Origin of the sequence: Pseudomonas kitaguniensis, assembly GCF_009296165.1 — a bacterium.
GTDB lineage: Bacteria > Pseudomonadota > Gammaproteobacteria > Pseudomonadales > Pseudomonadaceae > Aquipseudomonas > Aquipseudomonas kitaguniensis.
This window is the reverse complement of record NZ_VUAZ01000007.1, coordinates 53,974-72,692: the sequence shown is the minus strand read 5'-3', so window position 1 is coordinate 72,692 and position 18,719 is coordinate 53,974. Positions and strand designations below refer to the sequence as shown.

Sequence of the window (18,719 nt, the reverse complement as noted above, 5' to 3'; positions counted from 1 at the left end):
GTGTGAGCCTGCATGAAAAAAGAGACCTTCGGGTCTCTTTTTTTTGCCCCGGTACTGCTTATTACTGGCTCAAGCCCCCTCCCACATTTGACCCTGTTGGACTCAGGTGTGTGACAATGCTCGCCACTTTGAGCCAACACCAGAATTAACATGACCGCCCCCACTACGCCCAAACCTTCGCGCAAGAAGCCTAAAACCGCAGCCACGGCCAAGCCCGTCGCGCCGCGCAAAGAGGCCACCTTGCACCCGCGCAACCGCCACCAGGGCCGTTACGACTTCCCGGCGCTGATCAAGACCACGCCGGAACTGGCGAAATTCGTGATCCTCAACCCGTACGGCAAGGAAAGCATCGACTTCGCCAGCCCGGACGCGGTGCGGGTGTTCAACCGGGCGCTGCTTAAAGCCTTCTATGGCATCCAGCATTGGGATATTCCGGCCGATTACCTGTGCCCGCCAGTGCCGGGGCGTGCCGATTACGTGCACTTCCTCGCCGACCTGCTGGCCAGCGTCAACGACGGCGAGATTCCGCGTGGCGCGCCGGTCAAGGTGCTGGACATCGGCATGGGCGCCAACTGCGTGTACCCACTGATCGGTTACAGCGACTACCGCTGGCACTTCCTCGGTTCGGAAGTCGACCCGACCGCCGTGGCTGCCGCCAAAGCCATCGTGCAGTCCAACGGGCTGAACAAGGCCATCCAGCTGCGCCAGCAAACCAATCCCAAGCAGATTTTGCTGGGCCTGCTGGAGCCGGGCGAACGGTTTGACCTGACCATGTGTAACCCGCCGTTCCATGCCTCCATGGACGAAGCCACCAAGGGCAGCGAGCGTAAATGGCGCGCACTGGGCCGGGCCGACCCGAAACGCACGTTGCCGGTACTGAACTTCGGTGGCCAATCGGCCGAGCTGTGGTGTGAAGGCGGCGAAGTGCGCTTCGTGACGCAACTGATAGCCGAGAGCGCGCACTTCCAGCACAAAGTGCTGTGGTTCAGCACCTTGGTCTCCAAAGCCTCCAACCTGCCGGCCATCGAAATCGCGCTGAAAAAAGCCGGTGTCCTCGAAAGCCAGGTCGTCGAGATGTCCCAAGGCCAGAAGCAAAGCCGCTTTGTCGCCTGGACCTTCCAGACCAAGAGCGAGCAGCAAGTGTGGCGCCAGCGCTGGGCCCGCAAAGACTGATCAGCAAATCGCAGGCAACAAAAAACCGTGCCCGGATCGCTCCGGAGCACGGTTTTTTTTGCTGCGTCTTACTTGTTAACAGCGTCGGTCAGGCCTTTGGCCACAACCAGCTTGATAACTTTCTTGGCAGCGATTTCGATGGCAGCGCCAGTCGAAGGGTTACGGCCAGTACGGGCAGGACGCTCGGTCACTTTCAGTTTGCCAACGCCTGGCAGAGTGATTTCGCCGCCGTTTTCCAGCTGGTCAGCAACAACTTGGCTCAGTTGGTCCAGCAGAGCGCGCACGGTAGTTTTCGGTGCGTCTACTGCTTCAGCCAGGTCAGCGATCAGTTGGTCTTTAGTAATAGCCATTGTGGTGTTCCTTCCCTATCAAATTCATATGGATTGCAGAGTGCAGTGTCAGCCTTCGAGCCCGACCATCAAGGCCTGGCAACCCCGGCTATAACCACGGAGATCGGGGTTATAGATGCTTGAAACAGGGATTGGTTCGACCTGACAGATGCTGAATGCACGCTTAACGCCGAGACTTGGCGTAAGACGGGGCAAAACTAGCACAGAGACGGGGAAATATCCGCCTCAACATACCCATTTGGTCAGCTTTATCGCTCTAAACCGTGAAAAAAAGGCATATAGGCCGTCAGAGGGCACCCAAAACGCCCTTCGAAGCGTGCCATGCCCAACGGGTGCGGTACACTGGGCGACTTTTCGGGGAGGCCGACCGCTCCCCTTCAACCAGCCGAGAAGCCTATGCCGATCCGTCACTGCATCGTCCACCTGATCGACAAAAAACCCGACGGCACACCCGCAGTTCTCCACGCCCGCGACTCAGAGCTTGCCGAGTCCGCCGCCATCGAGAACATGCTTGCCGACCTCAACGAGAGCTACAACGCCAAGCAAGGCAAGGCCTGGGGTTTCTTCCATGCCGAGTCCGGCGCGCACCCGTTCAGCGGCTGGTTGAAGGAGTATTTCGACGGCGGCCAGGATTTCACCCGCTTCAGCCGCACGGCGGTCGAGCACCTGCAGAAGCTGATGGAAGAATCCAACCTCTCCACCGGCGGCCACGTGCTGTTTGCCCACTACCAACAAGGCATGACCGACTACCTGGCCATCGCCTTGCTGCACCACAGCGAAGGCGTGGCGGTGACCGACGACCTCGACGTGACCGCCTCGCGGCACCTGGACCTTGGCCAATTGCACCTCGCCGCACGCATCAACGTCTCCGAGTGGCAGAACAACAAGCAGTCCAAGCAGTACATCTCGTTTATCAAAGGCAAGAACGGTAAAAAAGTCTCGGAGTACTTCCGCGACTTTATCGGCTGCCAGGAAGGCGTCGACGGCCCCGGCGAAACCCGTACCCTGCTCAAGGCCTTCAGCGACTTCGTTGAAAGCGAAGACCTGCCCGACGAATCCGCCCGCGAAAAAACCAAAACCCTGGTCGATTACGCGAGCAGCCAAGCCAAGCTCGGCGAGCCGATGGGCCTGGAAGAACTCTCGGGCTTGATCGATGAAGATCGGCCAAAAGCGTTCTACGACCATATTCGTAACAAGGATTACGGCCTGTCGCCGGAGATCCCCGCCGACAAACGCACCCTCAACCAGTTCCGCCGCTTCACCGGCCGCGCCGAGGGCTTGTCGATCAGCTTTGAGGCGCACCTGCTGGGCGACAAGATCGAATACGACGAAGCTGCCGGCACGTTGATCATCAAGGGTTTGCCAACGCAACTGACCGACCAGCTCAAGCGCCGTAACTGATGCTCGGCGGGGTTCTTAAAAAAGTCCTGCTGGTATTGCTGGTGGTGGTGGTTATCCAGAACTGGGGCAAGATCGAGCGGCTGTTCAACCCCTCGCAGGTAGTGTCGGAGCAGGTGCGCAGCTCTGCGCGCGTGGTGCTCTATTCGACCGAGTGGTGCGGCTACTGCAAACAGATCCGGCGCTTTCTGGACCAGAAAGGCGTGCCGTATCAGGCGCTGGACATCGAGAAGGACGCCCAGGCGCGCAAGGCCTATGAGGCCTTGGGCGGCGGCGGCATTCCGTTTGTTGACGTGAACGGCACGTTGATTCGCGAATTCAACGCTGAAGCGATCATGGCGGCGTTGAAGTAACCCACTCTTGAAACCCGGCAAATCAATTGTGAAAGCAGTCGACCGCGTTAGACCTTTGCCTAGCGCAGCACGATCATGCGGCCCAACAGGCTGTGCTGCTCAAACCCCAACACGGCCTGCAAGGCATTCAGCACCGCCTGCGGGTCTTTGCTGGGAAAGCTGCCGCTGACGCGTTTGGCGCCCATTTCATCGTTCAGCAGCAGGATGCGGCCAGGGTAATAACGGCCCAAGTCCTGAACCACTTCGGCCAACGGCACTTTGTAGTAATTCAGCCAACCATCACGCCAGGCCAGGCGTGATTCGCTGTCGACCGCTTGCAGGCCATAGGCGACACCTTCGGCGTAAGCCACTTGCTGGCCTGCGCTCAGAATTTGCTGCCGGCCCTGCCTGGACGGCGTCACGCCCACGCGACCAGAGAGCACGGTCACCTGAGCCCCGGCCGGTTGCAGGCGCACTTCGAATTGCGTGCCCAGCACCCGCGCTTCACCGCTGCCGGCCTCGACCACAAATGGCTGGCCGGTGTGGGTCACGCTGAAAAACCCGGCACCGCGGCGCAGTTGGATATGCCGCTCTCCGTGGCTGAAATCCACGGCGATGGCGCTGTCGGCATCCAGCGTGACCTGCGATTGATCGGCCAGGGTCACGGTTTTCACTTGCCCCGGCGCCGTCACATAGTCGGCGCCCAGATCATCGACCCAGCGCGACGGCTGCCAGCCGCCGCCCATGCACACCATCACCAGCAAGCAGGCGGCCATGGCCAATGCACCGGACCAGCGCACAGCACGCGCGCGTTTGGAGGGGTTCATTGCATTGAGGTAGCCCTGCAAGGCCAGCGCCTCTTCGTTCGCCAGTTTGCGCGCCGGCACTTCGCTCAACTCCCACAGCACCTGGGCCTGTGCATAGGCCTCGACGTGCGCAGGGTCGGCGCGCAACCAGTGGCTGAACGTAGCCTGGTCGCCACTGCTGGGCTGATCGTGCAGCAAGCTCAGCCAGTCGAGTGCGGCCTGCTCCTGGGCGGGCGTGGGGGTAACGTTCACGGTGCTTTCCCTGGCGTGCGTGGGGGCGATGGTTCGCGAAGGCTGGCCTTGCAGGCTTCGAGGGCACGCATCATATGTTTTTCCACGGCACTTTGGGACAGCCCCATGGCCTTGGCGATTTGCGCGTATTTGCGGCCGTGGATGCGGTTGAGCAGGAAAATCTGCCGGGTGCGCTCGGGCAAACTGCGCAAGGCGGCTTCGACATGCCGTAAATCGTTGCCCGCCTCCAGCGCGGCCTGCGGCTCCCAACCCTGGTTGTGCTGTTGCTCGGGCAGCCAGCCTTCGTTGCTGCGCACGCGCGCGCCCTCGCTGCGCAAGTGGTCGATGGCGATGTTACCGGCGCAGCGCAACAGATAGGTGCTGAGTTCTTCGACCTGCACCAATGGCCTGCGCCAAAAACGCAGAAACAGGTCTTGCACCAAGTCGGCCGCCGTGGCGCGGCAGCCTACGCGTCGGCTGACCAGGGCTTCCATTTGCGAGCGCTGCGACAAAAACACCTGCAAAAAATGCGCACGCCCACCGGCCGCCTCCGGGTGCGGGTTGTCTTGGGATTCGGGTGGCGTGCTGATCATCATCGGTGGCTCAGAATAAGGCGACGGCCGCAACCGGGCTGGCCAGCAGGCCGACGCCCGCCAGCATCAAGGCCAACCTTGGCCGATACGGCAACAGCAACACCAGCAGCAATGCGCTGAACATCAACACCGCACACCACTCCACCAAGCCCTGGCCCCAGCCTGAGGCCGCCACCGCCGGCGCGATCGACAGCAGCAACAGCGACCAACCGGCCACGCGCAACGCAAGGCGCCTGCGAGGCAATAACGTGCTGTGCAGCAACTCGCCGTGATGGCGGTCGGTGGACAAGCACAGCGCGGCAAACCCGGCGTAGCACATCAGCAGTGCGAGCAGCATTCAGTTCGCCTCTTGCTTGAGCGTCAATGCCCGCGCGCGCCCGGCCTTGGGTTGCGGCGCCGCGCGGTGCTGCATTTTCCAGGCGGCCCAGCCAAGGAACACGCCGCTGGCCAGGCAGGTCAGGTCGAAACCGGCCATGGCCCAGTCGCCTCTGGCCACGGACACGCCCAAGTGGTGTGAGGTGGTCAGCGCATTGAGCAGTGGAATCGACACAAACAGCAGCGCGCCAAAGCTCAATTGCTCCACCCAACCCCGGCGACCTCGACGCAGCACCGCGTGCAACAGGCTCAGGCCCCAGGCAGCGAAGAACGCCTGCACTTCCCAGTCGGAGCGCTCGGCGAAATTCACCGGCAACAGTCGGTTGGCCCAGAAAAACGCCGCGATGGCGATCATCAGCCCAGTCATGCTGGCCATATTCAGCACTTCCACCAGCCGCAACTCGAACGGCATCACCTTGGTTTTAGCGTGCTTGAGCTGGCGCTTGCCGAGCCAGATCACCAGGCCCGTGCCGATCATCGCCGTGCCCGCCAGGCCGCAGATAAAGTACAGCCAGCGCAGCACCGGGCCAGCGAAGTGGCCCATGTGCAGACCATAAAAACTGCCGCCGATGGCCGACGCCAGCGATTGTTCGCCACTCACTCGCAGCAATTCGCCGGTGGTGCCGTTGAACGACACGGTGCTGCCGAAATCATTCACCACGCGGTCGGAACCTGCGCGAAGCACATTCACCGAGGCGTTCACATCACTCGGGTTATTCACCACCAGACGGCTAACATGCCCGCCCGCCCACTGCTCGCGCGCTTGCTGGTACATCGGCAACAACGGCAGCAATTTACCCGGCTGGCCCAGCGCCGGCGCGTTGTTGGTAGCGGGGAACACCTCATTGAAATACGCCCGGCTGTCGCCGCCGTAGGAAGCAAGGATCGGCGCCGGCATCACCATGCTCATGAAGATCACCAGGCTGCTGTAGGTGATCATCAAGTGAAACGGCAGCACCAGCACGCCCACCGCGTTATGCCCGTCCAGCCAGGAACGCTGGCCTTTGCGCGGGCGGAAGGTGAAGAAGTCCTTGAAGATTTTTTTGTGGGTGATGATGCCGGTGATCAGCGCGACAAACATCACCATCGCGGCGATGGTCGACAGCCAGCGGCCCCATGGGTGAGGCATTTGCAACTGGAAGTGAAAGCGATAGAAAAATTCGCCGCCCTTGCTGTCGCGGGCCTGGACCGGTTGAGCGGTGACCGGGTCGAGGACTTTTTGAACGAAGTCGCCGCGCTTGCCGGGGTCGACCTTGTCTTGCCACATCACCGACAGGCCAGGGGTGCGGCTGTCCGGCAGGCTGATAAACCAGCGCGCGGCATTGGGCGCCTGTTGCTGCAAATAGGTTTGGGCGGCGGCAAGGCTGCGGGCATCGTCCAACGGGTATGCCTGCACCTCGGGCTGCATCCAGTGGGTAATTTCATCCTTGAAATAGGACAAGGTACCGGTCAGGAAAATCGCAAACAGCAGCCAGCCAAAAATCAAACCGGCCCAGGTGTGCAACCAGGCCATGGCCTGACGAAAGCCCTCTTTCATGTGCGTGCCATCCACAAGCCCACACCCGCCAGAGTCGCAAACAGTGCACAGGGCAGCATCACGCCCAACCAGGCGCGCAACGCCGTGCGGCAGGCAAAGCACCAAAGTACCGCCAGCAGATAGAACACAAACGAACTCATCATGCCGGTGACCACCGCGTCTGCACGGGCGACCGGCAGCCACAGCGCCAGGCAAATGCTCGCCAAAGAAGCCATCAAATAGCCGCCCACCACGGCAGCCAGTACGCGTGACGTAACGGCCAGACGGTAGGTAACGGGCAGTGAGCTTTTGCTTTTCATGCAGGAGGCGCCAGGTTCGTCAGCGCGCAATATTAATGATAAATATTCTCATAAGCAAAAGAGAACGGATGAATCACCGCCAAAGCGCGATTGCCGAACCTGGTCATGCGCCCTACAATGCGAACAGTTCTTGTTCTCTAAAACCTGCCGATGCTCGCCTGCATGCGGCGAAGGGTGATCGCGTTGCAGCCGTCCAACACCGTCGAAGTCTTGTACCACGACCATCACCACTGGCTCACCGGCTGGTTGCGACGCAAGCTCGGCTGCCCGGAAAGCGCGGCCGACCTGGCCCAAGACACCTTTATACGGGTGCTTAGCGCACGCGAAACGCCAACGCTGATCGAACCCCGCGCCTTTCTCACCACCGTGGCCAAGCGCGTATTGTTCAACTTTTACCGTCGCCAGGACCTCGAGCGCGCCTACCTCGATGCCTTGGCGCAATGCCCTGAACACGTGGCGCCGTCGGAAGAAGAACGCGCGATTATCCTGCAAACCCTGCTGGAGCTCGACCAACTGCTCGACGGCCTGCCCGCTCTGGTCAAGCGCGCGTTCCTGCTGGCCCAGCTCGACGGCCTTACTTACGCGCAAATTGGCTGTGAACTGGGCATCTCGATCGCCACCGTCAAGCGCCACCTTAATAAAGCCGCCATGCGCTGTTACTTCGCCTTATGAATTTTTCTACGCAGGTGGCCGAGCAAGCCGTGCATTGGCTGATGGAAATGCAGCAAGGCGCGCTCAACCCGCGCCAGCAAGCGGCCTGGCAACAATGGCTGGCAGCGCACAGCGAACATCAACGCGCGTGGGACCATATACAACGCGTCAACCAGCGCCTGCGTGGCATGCCTTCGCCACTGGCGCATGCGGCCTTGAATGCGCCGACATCACGCAGCCGGCGCCAGGCGCTCAAGCTGATGCTGATTCTCGGCGCCGGTTCTGCCGCGGCCTGGAGCCTGCGCCAGCAGCATATCTTGCCGCCGCTGACCGCCGACTACCGCAGCCCCATCGGCGAGCGCCGCAAGGTGCAGTTGGCCGATGGCAGCCAATTGCAGCTCAACACCGGCAGCGCAGTGGACGTGCATTTTGATGGCGTCGCGCGGGTTATCCGCCTGCTGGAAGGCGAGATATTGCTGACCAGCCGCGCCGGCACTGCGCCGCTGCAGGTGCTGACCGGCCAAGGCCTGCTCAGCAGCCAGGCGGCTCGGCTGAATGTGCGCCAGTTCAATGACCACACCCAATTGGCGGTTTTCGACGGCCACGTCGAGGTGATGCCCAACCGCTACAGCGGCCTGCCGCTGAGCGTTGAGGCCGCGCGCCAGGTCAATTTCACCCGCAAAGGCTGGGACACGCCGCGCCCTGTCGACGCCAACAGCGGTGCGTGGGGCGACGGCATGCTGGTGGCTGCGCACATGCGCCTGGAGGATTTTCTGGCCGAGTTGGGCCGCTACCGTCGCGGGCAACTTAACTGCGACCCGCAAGTGGCCAACCTGCTGCTGTCCGGCAGTTACCCGCTGGACGACAGCGAACGTATTCTCGACCTGTTGGAGGTCAGCCTGCCGGTTCACGTGCGGCGTTTTACCCGCTATTGGGTGACCGTGCAGGCACGCGCGTAATTTTTTCGACTTTATTCAAAATACTCTGAGCCGTTTTCCACACCTCGCGTGACAGAGAAGGAAAGCCACCTTGATCCTTCCTTCTCAGGACCGCCCTTAATGCCCCAGCAACCGACCCTTCTCGCCCGCACCTTGCGCCAACTGCTACTCGGCGCCAGCCTCAGCCTCAGCGCACTGCCGCCGGTAATGGCGGCCGATGCCAAGCCGTATCACATCGCCCCGGCGTCGCTGGAAGCCGCCCTTAATCAATTCGGGCGCGAGTCGGGCGTGTTGATTTCGTTCGGCTCAGAGGTCACGGCGGGCCTGCAGAGCCGTGGTTTGTCGGGCAATTTCAGCACCGCTGAAGGGCTGCAAAAACTCCTCGAAGGCACCGGCCTGCAAGCGCGCGCCGAGGGCGACAACGCCTACAGCGTGCAACCGGCCAGCGCGCCCGCCACCCTTGAGCTGCAAACCTCCAGCGTGGTCGGCGACTGGCTCGGCGACGCGGCGCAAACCAACGTGTTCGAACACGCCGGCGCGCGTGACGTGATCCGCCGCGAGGAGTTCGAGCGCCAGGGTGCCACTCAAGCCCGCGACGTGCTCAACCGCATCCCCGGCGTCAACGCACCGGACAACAACGGCACCGGCAGCCATGACATGGCGCTGAACTTCGGTATTCGCGGGCTCAACCCACGCCTGGCGTCGCGCTCCACCGTGCTGATGGACGGCATCCCGGTGCCGTTTGCGCCGTATGGCCAACCGCAACTGTCCTTCGCGCCGATCAGCATGGGCAACATGGACGCCGTGGACGTGGTGCGCGGCGGCGGCGCGGTGCGCTACGGCCCGCAAAACGTCGGCGGCATCGTCAACTTCGTGACCCGCGCGATCCCGGATGCGCCAACGGTCAAAGGCGGCTTGCAGACTGAAACCAGCCCGTCTTCCAGCCACGACGGCTTTAAAACCACCGGCAACCTGCTGGCCGGCGGCACCGCTGACAATGGCCTCGGCGGCGCGATCCTGTACTCCGGCACGCGTGGCGGCGACTGGCGTGAAAACAGCAACACGCGTATCGACGACCTGATTCTCAAGGGCAAATACCAACTGGACGACGCCAACAGCTTCAATGCCATGGCGCAGTACTACGAAGGCCAGGCCGATATGCCGGGTGGCTTGAACGTCAAGGACTACAAGGCTGATCCGTACCAGTCGACTCGCCCCTACGACAAATTCTGGGGCCGCCGTACGATGTTCAACGCCGGTTACCGCTACCAGGAAGACCGCCGCGAATTCACCGCCAACACCTTCTTCACCACCACCTTGCGTAATGGCTACCTCGACCAAGGCAACTTCCTCTCGCTGTCGCCGCGCGAGTACTGGGTACGCGGCCTGGAAACCCGCTTTGCGCAAGGCTTCGACCTCGGCCCGAGCAGCCATGAAGTGGGCATCGGCTACCGCTACATCAACGAAGCCGGCCACGAATTGCGCTACCGCACGCCGATCACTGCCAACCAGCAAATGCCCGACACCAATAGCCGCAACGACCGCGACACGCGTGGCGCCACCGAGGCCAATGCGTTTTTCGTCGATGACCGCATTGATATTGGCAAGTGGACCATCACCCCGGGCGTGCGCTACGAGATGATCGAGTCGCAGCAGACCAACAACTTGACCAACGTGAAGTACAAGGGCGACTACAACACCGCGCTGCCGGCGTTGAACGTGCTCTACCACCTCACCGCAGACTGGAACCTTTACGCCAACACCGAAGGCTCGTTCGGCAGCGTGCAGTACAGCCAGATGCCGAACCGCGTGACTAACGACGAAGTGAAACCGGAAAAGGCGCGCACCTGGGAACTCGGCACGCGCTATGACAACGGCACGGTGCGCGCGGAGATCGGCGCGTTCCTGATCAACTTCGACAACCAGTACGACAGCAACCAGGCCACCGATTCGGTGATCGCGCGTGGCGAAACGCGCCACCAAGGCATCGAGTCGAGCATCAACTACGCGCTCGACGGGTTGAGCCCGGCGCTGGCAGGTTTTGATGTGTACGCCACCTACGCCTACGTCGATGCGACCATCCGCGAAGACGGCGCGAACAAAGGCAACCGCGTGCCCTTCTCGTCCAAGCACAAAGGCACGTTGGGCGTCGGTTACACCGAAGGCCGCTGGAAGCTCAACCTGGACAGCAGCTACCAGAGCAGCCAGTTCGCCGACAACGCCAACACCCAGGCCGAAAGTGCCGACGGCAGTACCGGGCGCATCCCCGGTTACATGCTGTTCAGCAGCCGCGCGGCGTATGACTTCGGCCCACAGCTGTCGGACTTGAACGTGGCGGTCGGTGTCAAAAATATCCTCAACAAGCAGTACTACACGCGCTCGTTCGACGACAACAACAAAGGCAAATACGTAGGCGAGCCGCGCACGGTGTACGTGCAAACCTCCATCGCGTTCTAACCGCGTGCCAGGCTTTTGGCCGCTGTAACAAAAACGGGCCTGCAATCGCGAGCGTTTTAGTAGGGATCAAAGAACGGTCAGCTATCCGTTGTTAAACACGGCGCGTTCTTTTTCCAGAAACTCCTGTTCAAGCTCATCTTCGTTGACTTTGATGGTCGGCTGGGTTTTCCCGGCAGCGCGCGGCTTGCCTTGCAGTTTGCCAAACAGATGTTCCAGCGCATGGTCGAGCTTGTTGGCGGCGCCGTCGATCGCCTGTTCAAGCGTATCGGCCTTGTGCAGCACAGAGACCGGCTGATGGCCCTTTGGCCGCGCTTCCAGGCGGCAGCTTAAATCGTGAGGACCGGGCTTGTCGCCGTTCTCATCTTTCAGGTAGACCTCAACCCGGGTCAGGTCTTCTTCATAACGTTCGAGCGTGCTCTCAATGGTAGTACGTACCCACTCCTCCAGTCGGATGCTGCTTTCAATATGGTTATCGCTATTGACTTGGATTTGCATAGTTCTTCCCTTATTTCAGCTAGCTCGCGAGAGGCCACAACTGCAACACCGGTACGGTGTAACGATGACCTCTTGATTACACAATTGAGCACTCGGAAGAACATTTCAAGCCCTTTGCAAAGATAAATCCCACATTACAAATTAAGTCTGACGAGGAGCAAAAACGCTGTTAGGGTGGGGAGTTAGTTACATCTGCTTACGCCAAACGATCCGTATAAGTGCCCTCTCCCAACGGGTGCAAAACGCGAAAAATCCCCGCTTCCTCCACCAGCCAGTCATGCACCGCGCGCACGCCCGGATGGTTCAACGCACCTGGCGCATACAGCAACACGTAACGTTTATGGTTCGGCACGGCGAGGCCGAACGGCACGATCAAGGTGCCGCGCTCCAGCTCATCGTTAAGCAAGGTGCGCCGCGCGATGGCCACGCCCATGCCGGCAATGGCGGCCTCAATGGTCAGGTGGTTGCGATTGAAGGTATGCCCGCGCCGTACATCAGCGCCGTGGTAGCCGATGGCATTCAGGTAAAACTCCCACTCGGCGTACTCATAACTCCCACGCCAGGCAGTGATGTCGTGCAACAGCGGAAAATGCACTAGGTCGGCCGGGCCATGCAGCGGTGGTCGACCGCGCAGCAAACTGGGGGCGCACACCGGAAAAATCTGCTCATCAAGCAAGGCTGTGGATAGCAGGCCGGGGTAACTGCCGTCATTCAAGTCGATGGCCAAGTCAAAATCGCCCTCGTGCAGGGCAACGCTGCTGTCTTCGGCCACCAGGCGCAGCTGGATGTCCGGGAAACGTTGTTGCAAGCGCGGCAAACGCGGGGTCAGCCACTTGCCGAGGAACGAGGGAATCGAACGCAGGCGCAACGTGCCGCTGATCATGCCCGCGTCCAACCGCTGCAACTCGGCATCAATGCTGCCGTAGGCCTCGGCCACTGTCGCGGCCAAGCGCTGCCCCTCGGCACTCAGTTCCACGCCGCGCGCGCGCCGGTGAAACAGCCGAAAGCCCAAACGTTCCTCCAACTGACGAATTTGCTGGCTCACCGCCCCCGGCGTGATGTGCAGCTCTTCGGCGCAGCGGGTGAACGACAAATGCCGCGCGGCACAGGAAAAAACGTGCAGCCAGACATACGTTTGAGCATGCAGAGGGCGAGCCATAGTGTTTAGTCCTGCTAAAGGGTGTCTTAGGATAATTCGTTGGTCAGTGCCAATCCAGAGGGTCAGTATCGCGCTAATCCCGCCTGCGCTACAAAACATGGCAGCGAATTCTTTTGCATTGCTTGTAAGGCTTAAGCATGGCTATCAGCGTTTTCGATCTATTCAAAGTCGGCATCGGCCCCTCCAGCTCGCACACCGTTGGCCCCATGCGCGCGGCGGCGACCTTTGCCCACGCGCTGGCAGGCCAACAACTGCTGAGCGCCACGCGCCGTGTCGAAGTGCGCCTCTACGGCTCGCTGTCTGCCACCGGCATCGGCCATGCCACCGACCGCGCCTGCGTGATGGGCTTGATGGGTGAATGGCCGGATCAGGTCGATCCCGCCTCGATAAACACGCGTATCCAGCAACTGCGCGACTCCGGCAGGCTGCTACTGGCTGGCAAACAGGACATTGCCTTCAACTGGCGCACCGACCTCCTGCTGCTGGACGAAAGCCTGCCCTACCACCCCAACGCCATGTCCCTGCACGCGTATGGCGACAACGGCCTGCTCAGCGAGCAAACCTATTACTCGGTGGGCGGTGGTTTTATCATCGAAGCTGAAGAAGCCGCCTCCGGCATCGCACCTGCCAGCGATGTGGTGCTGCCCTACGACTTTTCCAGCGCCGTCGAGCTGTTGGCCCTGTGCAGTGAACACGGTCTGCGGGTTTCCGAACTGATGCTGGCCAATGAGCGCGCGTGGCGCAGCGATGCAGAGATCCGCAGTGGGCTGCTGCATATCTGGTCGGTAATGCGCGAATGTGTCGAGCAAGGCTTGCGTCATGAAGGCATCTTGCCGGGCGGGCTGGACGTGCCACGCCGCGCGGCGAAGTTGCACCGCGCCTTGCTCGAAATCGGCAAACCGAATGTCATCACCTCAACCTTGTCGGCGATGGAATGGGTCAACCTGTTCGCCCTCGCCGTCAACGAAGAAAACGCTGCCGGCGGGCGCATGGTCACCGCACCAACCAATGGCGCGGCGGGCATCATCCCGGCGGTGCTGCATTACTACATGAAGTTCAACCCCGACGCGTCAGATGACGACGTGGTGAATTTTTTCCTGGCCGCTGCGGCGGTCGGCATTCTCTGCAAGAAAAACGCCTCCATCTCGGGTGCCGAAGTCGGGTGCCAGGGCGAAGTCGGCTCCGCCTGCGCGATGGCCGCCGCCGGCCTGGCCGACATTCTCGGCGCCACCCCGGAACAACTGGAAAACGCCGCCGAAATCGGCCTGGAACACAACCTCGGCCTGACCTGCGACCCGGTCGGCGGCCTGGTGCAAGTGCCGTGCATCGAGCGCAACGCGATCGCTGCGGTCAAGGCGATCAACGCCACGCAAATGGCCCTGCGCGGCGACGGCAAACACTTTATCTCCCTCGACCGGGTCATTCGCACCATGCGCGATACCGGCGCCGACATGCACGACAAATACAAAGAAACGTCACGCGGCGGCCTCGCCGTCAATTGGGTCGAATGCTGACTGCGCTGTCTGCGATCGTTTTTGCGCGACTGCCCTGAAACAGGTCACCCGCCTCAAGCGCACTGCAAAAAATAATGTGGGAGGGGGCTTGCTCCCGATAGCGCTGGTTCAGCCAATAAATACTCGGCTGAACCACCGTCATCGGCAGCAAGCCGCCTCCCACAGTGGTTTATCGCTGACTGAAAATAGCTGTACGGCACGCACCTTGCTGTACAGCCTTTGAGGGAAAACGGACCTTGTGAAACCTCAGCGATGGAGTGGCCGGCGGTCAGGCAACGCGAACTAAACCCGACACCGGTCGTCAATGACTGCATGTTCTTATCAGGCGGTAACGCACCATGGACAATCCTTTTCAGATCATCACCGACACCTTCACGCCCAATTACCGAGTCAACCTGAGCATCCAGCGGCTGGATGGCAGCATCATGCTCACCCTCTCCAACGAGGAGGGCGTGGTCGCCAAACGCATGATCAGCGCCGAACAACGCAACGACCCGCAACGCCTCAAACGCCTGGTACAAAGCATTCAGTTCGGCATCGCCATCGAGCACGGCCACAGCGCCATGGAGATTCTGGCGGTAATGACCGACGGCGACAGTCACAAACTCTTGCAACCACCGCCCGCCCGTCCTCTGCCCTTAAGCGCCGGGCTTTAAAGCTCGCCCTTCTCGGTCTCCAGGCTGGCCCCGCCCTTGCGGCGCGGGCCTTCGATCTTCATCGACGGGAAGGCCGACGACGCATAGCGCACCACCAGAATCGAGAACGCCAACAGCAGAATACCGCCGCACAGGTAGATGATGCCGATGTCGGGCGGGTTGTGGTGGGACACGTTGGAGATCAGCAGGCGGGTTAATGCGGTGATTGCCACGTAGATCAGAAAGCGCACCGGCATGTGGTTGGTCTTGAAGTAAATCCCGACCATCGCGCCCAATTCCAGGTAGATGAACAGCAGCAAGATGTCATCAATCTTGATGTGACCGTTCTCCAGCATTCCCAGAAATTCCATCACCGCGGCCCAAGCGGTCACCGCACCAATGGCGAACAGCGCCAGGTAGTGGAAGGTCTCGACGAACAGGTTGCCCAGCGACTCAGCCAGCCCATGGACTTGCTGGCGCAGCCTTTCGGCCCAGTTGATTTTCACGATGATGTTTCCTTAGGTCGGCTCGACCGGATAATGCGGGTTGGACGTGACGGTTATTCTGCATGCAGAAAAAAGGCCAGAGGCTGGGAAGTGAGATGATGGCCGCCTGACATGAGACACAAGGCAAACACATAACCTGTGGCGGGGGGCGCTGTGGGAAGGCGGCTTGCAGTGGCGAGGGGGCTTGCTCCCGATGGGGCGCGCAGCGGCCCTGAAACCTGCAACCCGGTTTTACCTGAAAAAACATCATCGCCTGAATTGGGGCCGCTTCGCAGCCCAACGCGAGCAAGCCCGCTCGCCACAAAGGGCGCGCTCGCCACGATAACCTCGCAGGCCTGAACAGGTGTGTAAGCCAGAACAGGCTTGCGAGCGCCGGATTGGCGTCAGGCTGGGGCGACTTGCTCCAGTGCTCGTTCGACAAGCAGGCCGCCCATTTCAACCAACTGGTGAATAGCCAGTACCAGGCTTCGCTGCGGACCTTCAAGGTCAAATGCCAGCGTATTGGCCATTTCACGGGCACTGCTTAAGGTTTCACTGGCGTTGGCCAGTAGGGTTTCGGTGTCAGTTTTCCGGGTTACGTTGAAGAGCGTGACAGGCGGCTCTGGATTCAAATGGTCGGCGTTACGGGAGGTATTTGTTCCCATTGTGCAGCTCCGTAGTTAACTGAATAGGTTTACCTTAATCGAGCCGCCAAGCTCGGCCCTGCAGCTGCAAGACCCGGAGAAGGTAAACCAACGCAGGATTACGCGGCAACCTCACCGCGCCGTACGAAATTTCCGTTGTAGCAAACCCCTATTTCCCGGCTACATTAAAAAACTACTACCCAAACCCGGCGGTTTGGCTTACTCTTTTTGCTGTATATAAATACAGTATTCGCAAAAGACAACTATCGTGAAGGCATGTGAGGTGGTGAATGGCCGTCGAAGTGGTATACCGCAGCAGCCGAGATCTGGAGCGTTTGTTCATGGATAAAGCCGAAGCTGATCGTCATGACAAGATGCTTGAACTCGCTGAGTTGCTGGCAGAAGTGTTGCAAAAAGCCGTGCCGTCGCTGAGCGAGCAGCAGGTGGAAGAAGCCGGTATCTACATGGCGAAGAATCGCGATGTGTTTGCCAAGGCGTTCAAGAGCCAACCGGATGCCTTGTCCGAGTTGCTCAACGCAGCGGCGGAGTAAGCCCGAATTGAACAGGCCCTGAATCAACGATTCAGGGCTTTTTAATGCCTGGCTTATTTGTACAGCAGGCGCTCGGCCAATTCGTCTGCGACGCGTGCGGGTGAGCGTTTTTCGGCTTGGGCGTGGGCGAAGATTTCGGTGAGGCGGGTGCCGATGTTCGACAGGTGCGCGGTGATGTCGGCCAGCTCGGCGCCGCCGTGTTTGAGCGCGACGTAGATCAGGCCGCCGGAGTTGATCACGTAGTCCGGGGCGTAGAGGATGCCGCGCGCCTCCAACTGGTCGGCGATGTCGAGGTTGCTCAGTTGCGCGCTGGCGGAACCGGCCACGGCTGCGCAGCGCAGTTGGCCGACGCTGTGCCGGTTGAACACGGCGCCGAGGCCGCAGGCGCGAGGATGTCGCAGGGCGTACTGAGCAAGGCGTCGTTGGCGATGGGGTGGGCGCCAAGTTGTTCCATGGCCAGTTGCACTTTGCCGGGGTCGATGTCGCTGACCAACAGTTCAGCGCCGGCGGCGTGCAGTTGTTCGGCCAGTGCATAACCTACGTTGCCGAGGCCTTGAACCGCCACGCGCAAGCCTTCGAGGTTGTCGCTGCCCAAACGCGCCATGGCGGTGGTGCGAATGCCGGTGAACACACCCATGGCGGCATGCGGCGCGGGGTCGCCGGCGGCGGTGGTGCTGGTGACGAAGCGGGTGTGTTGAGCGATGCAATCCATGTCGGCCACCGAGGTGCCGCTGTCGATGGCGGTGATGAAGCGGCCGTCGAGCCTTTCGATGCAGCGGCCGAACGCCTCAAACAAGGCCGCGCGGCTTTCGACGTGCACCGGGCGGATGATCACCGCCGTGCCGCCGCCCACTGGCAGGCCGGCCAGCGCGGCTTTGTAGCTCATGCCCCGGGCCAGGCGCGCGGCATCGGCCACGGCACTTTCATCGTCGGCGTAGGCAAGATAGCGACAACCGCCCAAGGCTGGGCCCAAGCGGCTGTTATGAATGGCTATCACGGCTTTCAGCCCGGTCACCGGGTCGATGCTCAGGTGCAGCGATTCAAGGCGGTTGCTGTGCATGAGAGCAAACATCGTCAAGCTCCCGGATCACGTCTGTTAGAGGCCAAGTATAGGCTTGCGGCAGAAAACTGCTGAAGTGCGCTGGAATAAGCCCAGCCGATTTTGTGGGACCTGTGACATAAGCAGGCAGGAAATTTATTAAGTCACTGGACGAAAATTCGCAGCAAGGCTAAAACGGGGGCATACGCCGGAGAATGCAATGAATCCCCGCAAAGCTTTTTTCGCCTGCCTGGACCGTTCACCCCCTGCGCTGTTTGAAGCGGCGCTGTGGATTGCTGCCGAGCACGACTCGGACGTGCGGCCGCCGATGATCCTGCAAGAACTCAGCGTGCTGCAACAACAGCTCAGCACCGGCATGCCGCTGTTGCCGGCAGATGAACTCGGCCAGCCACTGCTGCGACGGATGAACGACCTCGGGTATGCTCAGGACGACTTTAGCCCGCTGCGCCCCGCCGCTGCTTTGCTCGACCAAGTGCTGCAGCGCAAACGCGGGCAACCTCTGGCCATGGGCCTGATCGCGCTGGAGATGGCACGGCGCTTGAACATCCCCATGGTCGGCGTGAACTTCCCTGGGCATTTTTTGCTGCGCGTGCCCGGTGCCGATCATTTGCTCGACCCGTGCGGCGGGCGGCGCCTGTACCCGAATGACTGTCGCGAATTGCTGCACCGTCAGTACGGGCCGAACCTTAAGTTGCACGCCGACCACCTGATCACCGCCGAACCGCGCTCGATCCTGCAACGGCTGTCTCGCAACCTGCGCCAACTGCACCTCTCCAACGACGCGCCGCTGGCCGCCTTGGTCGATGCCGAACGCGTGCTGGAGCTGGGCAATGCCAGCGCCGCCGATTACTTGGCGCGGGCCAGCCTGTACCAGCGCCTGGATTGCCCGAGCGCCGAGCGTTTTGACCTGGAACATGCCTTATTGCTCAGCGAAGACCCGATCCAGCGCCTGCGCTTGACCGAGCGGCTGGGCAGCCTGCCGCCCAGCGCGGTCGTGCACTGAAATACTTGGCTTGCTCACCACAGCAGCCCACTC

At 60.9% G+C, this 18,719-nt stretch carries 20 protein-coding genes and 1 pseudogene; 10 read left to right on the top strand and 11 right to left on the bottom strand.

Annotated elements, in window-relative coordinates:
• The first annotated feature begins 150 nt into the window (after nucleotides 1-150).
• A complete protein-coding gene (gene rlmF, locus F0169_RS01785; RefSeq protein WP_058411959.1) occupies nucleotides 151-1,173 on the top strand; it encodes a 23S rRNA (adenine(1618)-N(6))-methyltransferase RlmF in 1,023 nt (340 codons plus the stop codon).
• Nucleotides 1,174-1,241: 68 nt separating this feature from the next.
• Here the strand turns inward: rlmF and F0169_RS01780 are convergent, their stop codons facing one another.
• The gene (locus tag F0169_RS01780; RefSeq protein ID WP_003188840.1) at nucleotides 1,242-1,523 is read right to left on the bottom strand and encodes an HU family DNA-binding protein; all 282 of its coding nucleotides are present in this window, start codon (nucleotides 1,521-1,523) and stop codon (nucleotides 1,242-1,244) included.
• A 396-nt stretch (nucleotides 1,524-1,919) separates the two neighbouring features.
• On the opposite strand from F0169_RS01780, the gene yejK reads away from it, so the two are divergent.
• Both yejK and F0169_RS01770 read left to right on the top strand, forming a co-directional pair.
• Nucleotides 1,920-2,924 (top strand): nucleoid-associated protein YejK, encoded by a 1,005-nt coding sequence (gene yejK, locus F0169_RS01775; protein WP_058411960.1) that lies wholly within the window; start codon nucleotides 1,920-1,922, stop codon nucleotides 2,922-2,924.
• Nucleotides 2,924-3,274: a glutaredoxin family protein gene (locus F0169_RS01770; protein WP_058411961.1), complete on the top strand. Its 351-nt coding sequence runs from the start codon at nucleotides 2,924-2,926 to the stop codon at nucleotides 3,272-3,274. Before yejK ends, F0169_RS01770 begins: the two co-directional genes overlap by 1 nt.
• Nucleotides 3,275-3,333: 59 nt before the next feature.
• On the opposite strand, the gene F0169_RS01765 is transcribed toward F0169_RS01770, so the two are convergent.
• Genes F0169_RS01765 through F0169_RS01745 form a run of 5 tightly spaced genes read right to left on the bottom strand, consistent with a single transcriptional unit; the run spans nucleotide 3,334 to nucleotide 7,094 of the window.
• On the bottom strand, nucleotides 3,334-4,311 hold the full coding sequence (locus F0169_RS01765; RefSeq protein ID WP_172979297.1) for a FecR domain-containing protein: 978 nt from the start codon (nucleotides 4,309-4,311) through the stop codon (nucleotides 3,334-3,336).
• Nucleotides 4,308-4,886 (bottom strand): RNA polymerase sigma factor, encoded by a 579-nt coding sequence (locus tag F0169_RS01760; RefSeq protein ID WP_058411963.1) that lies wholly within the window; start codon nucleotides 4,884-4,886, stop codon nucleotides 4,308-4,310. The genes F0169_RS01765 and F0169_RS01760 overlap by 4 nt, the downstream gene beginning before the upstream one ends.
• A 7-nt stretch (nucleotides 4,887-4,893) precedes the next feature.
• Nucleotides 4,894-5,220 (bottom strand): DUF3325 domain-containing protein, encoded by a 327-nt coding sequence (locus F0169_RS01755; protein WP_152745273.1) that lies wholly within the window; start codon nucleotides 5,218-5,220, stop codon nucleotides 4,894-4,896.
• The gene (locus F0169_RS01750; protein WP_152745272.1) at nucleotides 5,221-6,795 is read right to left on the bottom strand and encodes a PepSY-associated TM helix domain-containing protein; all 1,575 of its coding nucleotides are present in this window, start codon (nucleotides 6,793-6,795) and stop codon (nucleotides 5,221-5,223) included.
• Nucleotides 6,792-7,094 (bottom strand): DUF3649 domain-containing protein, encoded by a 303-nt coding sequence (locus tag F0169_RS01745; protein ID WP_058411966.1) that lies wholly within the window; start codon nucleotides 7,092-7,094, stop codon nucleotides 6,792-6,794. The genes F0169_RS01750 and F0169_RS01745 overlap by 4 nt, the downstream gene beginning before the upstream one ends.
• A gap of 183 nt (nucleotides 7,095-7,277) precedes the next feature.
• Between F0169_RS01745 and F0169_RS01740 the strand changes: the two genes are divergently transcribed.
• The 3 genes from F0169_RS01740 (at nucleotide 7,278) to fecA (ending at nucleotide 11,140) form a co-directional block, all read left to right on the top strand.
• Complete coding sequence (locus tag F0169_RS01740; protein ID WP_152745271.1) at nucleotides 7,278-7,766, top strand: sigma-70 family RNA polymerase sigma factor; 489 nt, start codon at nucleotides 7,278-7,280, stop codon at nucleotides 7,764-7,766.
• Complete coding sequence (locus F0169_RS01735) at nucleotides 7,763-8,704, top strand: FecR domain-containing protein (protein ID WP_058411967.1); 942 nt, start codon at nucleotides 7,763-7,765, stop codon at nucleotides 8,702-8,704. The genes F0169_RS01740 and F0169_RS01735 overlap by 4 nt, the downstream gene beginning before the upstream one ends.
• A gap of 99 nt (nucleotides 8,705-8,803) precedes the next feature.
• Entirely contained in the window at nucleotides 8,804-11,140 is a 2,337-nt protein-coding gene (gene fecA / locus F0169_RS01730; RefSeq protein WP_152745270.1) for a TonB-dependent Fe(3+) dicitrate receptor FecA, read from the top strand.
• Nucleotides 11,141-11,221: 81 nt separating this feature from the next.
• Here the strand turns inward: fecA and F0169_RS01725 are convergent, their stop codons facing one another.
• Together F0169_RS01725 and F0169_RS01720 are read right to left on the bottom strand one after the other, a co-directional pair.
• Entirely contained in the window at nucleotides 11,222-11,635 is a 414-nt protein-coding gene (locus F0169_RS01725; RefSeq protein ID WP_058411969.1) for an HPF/RaiA family ribosome-associated protein, read from the bottom strand.
• Between the two features lie 196 nt (nucleotides 11,636-11,831).
• Complete coding sequence (locus tag F0169_RS01720) at nucleotides 11,832-12,794, bottom strand: LysR substrate-binding domain-containing protein (RefSeq protein WP_152745269.1); 963 nt, start codon at nucleotides 12,792-12,794, stop codon at nucleotides 11,832-11,834.
• 137 nt (nucleotides 12,795-12,931) lie between these two features.
• On the opposite strand from F0169_RS01720, the gene F0169_RS01715 reads away from it, so the two are divergent.
• Nucleotides 12,932-14,308, top strand: a complete 1,377-nt coding sequence (locus F0169_RS01715; RefSeq protein ID WP_152745268.1) for an L-serine ammonia-lyase — start codon at nucleotides 12,932-12,934, stop codon at nucleotides 14,306-14,308.
• A gap of 338 nt (nucleotides 14,309-14,646) precedes the next feature.
• Entirely contained in the window at nucleotides 14,647-14,964 is a 318-nt protein-coding gene (locus F0169_RS01710; protein ID WP_058411972.1) for a DUF3509 domain-containing protein, read from the top strand.
• Here F0169_RS01710 and F0169_RS01705 read toward each other — a convergent pair.
• Nucleotides 14,961-15,449 (bottom strand): phosphate-starvation-inducible protein PsiE, encoded by a 489-nt coding sequence (locus F0169_RS01705; RefSeq protein ID WP_058411973.1) that lies wholly within the window; start codon nucleotides 15,447-15,449, stop codon nucleotides 14,961-14,963. The two genes, F0169_RS01710 and F0169_RS01705, sit on opposite strands and share 4 nt — an antisense overlap.
• A 383-nt stretch (nucleotides 15,450-15,832) precedes the next feature.
• The gene (locus F0169_RS01700) at nucleotides 15,833-16,093 is read right to left on the bottom strand and encodes a DUF6124 family protein (RefSeq protein ID WP_152745267.1); all 261 of its coding nucleotides are present in this window, start codon (nucleotides 16,091-16,093) and stop codon (nucleotides 15,833-15,835) included.
• Nucleotides 16,094-16,362: 269 nt separating this feature from the next.
• On the opposite strand from F0169_RS01700, the gene F0169_RS01695 reads away from it, so the two are divergent.
• Nucleotides 16,363-16,623: a YebG family protein gene (locus F0169_RS01695; protein ID WP_003171979.1), complete on the top strand. Its 261-nt coding sequence runs from the start codon at nucleotides 16,363-16,365 to the stop codon at nucleotides 16,621-16,623.
• 53 nt (nucleotides 16,624-16,676) lie between these two features.
• Here the strand turns inward: F0169_RS01695 and F0169_RS01690 are convergent.
• Nucleotides 16,677-17,695, bottom strand: a pseudogene (locus F0169_RS01690) (Leu/Phe/Val dehydrogenase).
• Nucleotides 17,696-17,882: 187 nt separating this feature from the next.
• On the opposite strand from F0169_RS01690, the gene F0169_RS01685 reads away from it, so the two are divergent.
• A complete protein-coding gene (locus F0169_RS01685; RefSeq protein ID WP_152745266.1) occupies nucleotides 17,883-18,686 on the top strand; it encodes a SirB1 family protein in 804 nt (267 codons plus the stop codon).
• The last annotated feature ends 33 nt before the right edge of the window (nucleotides 18,687-18,719 follow it).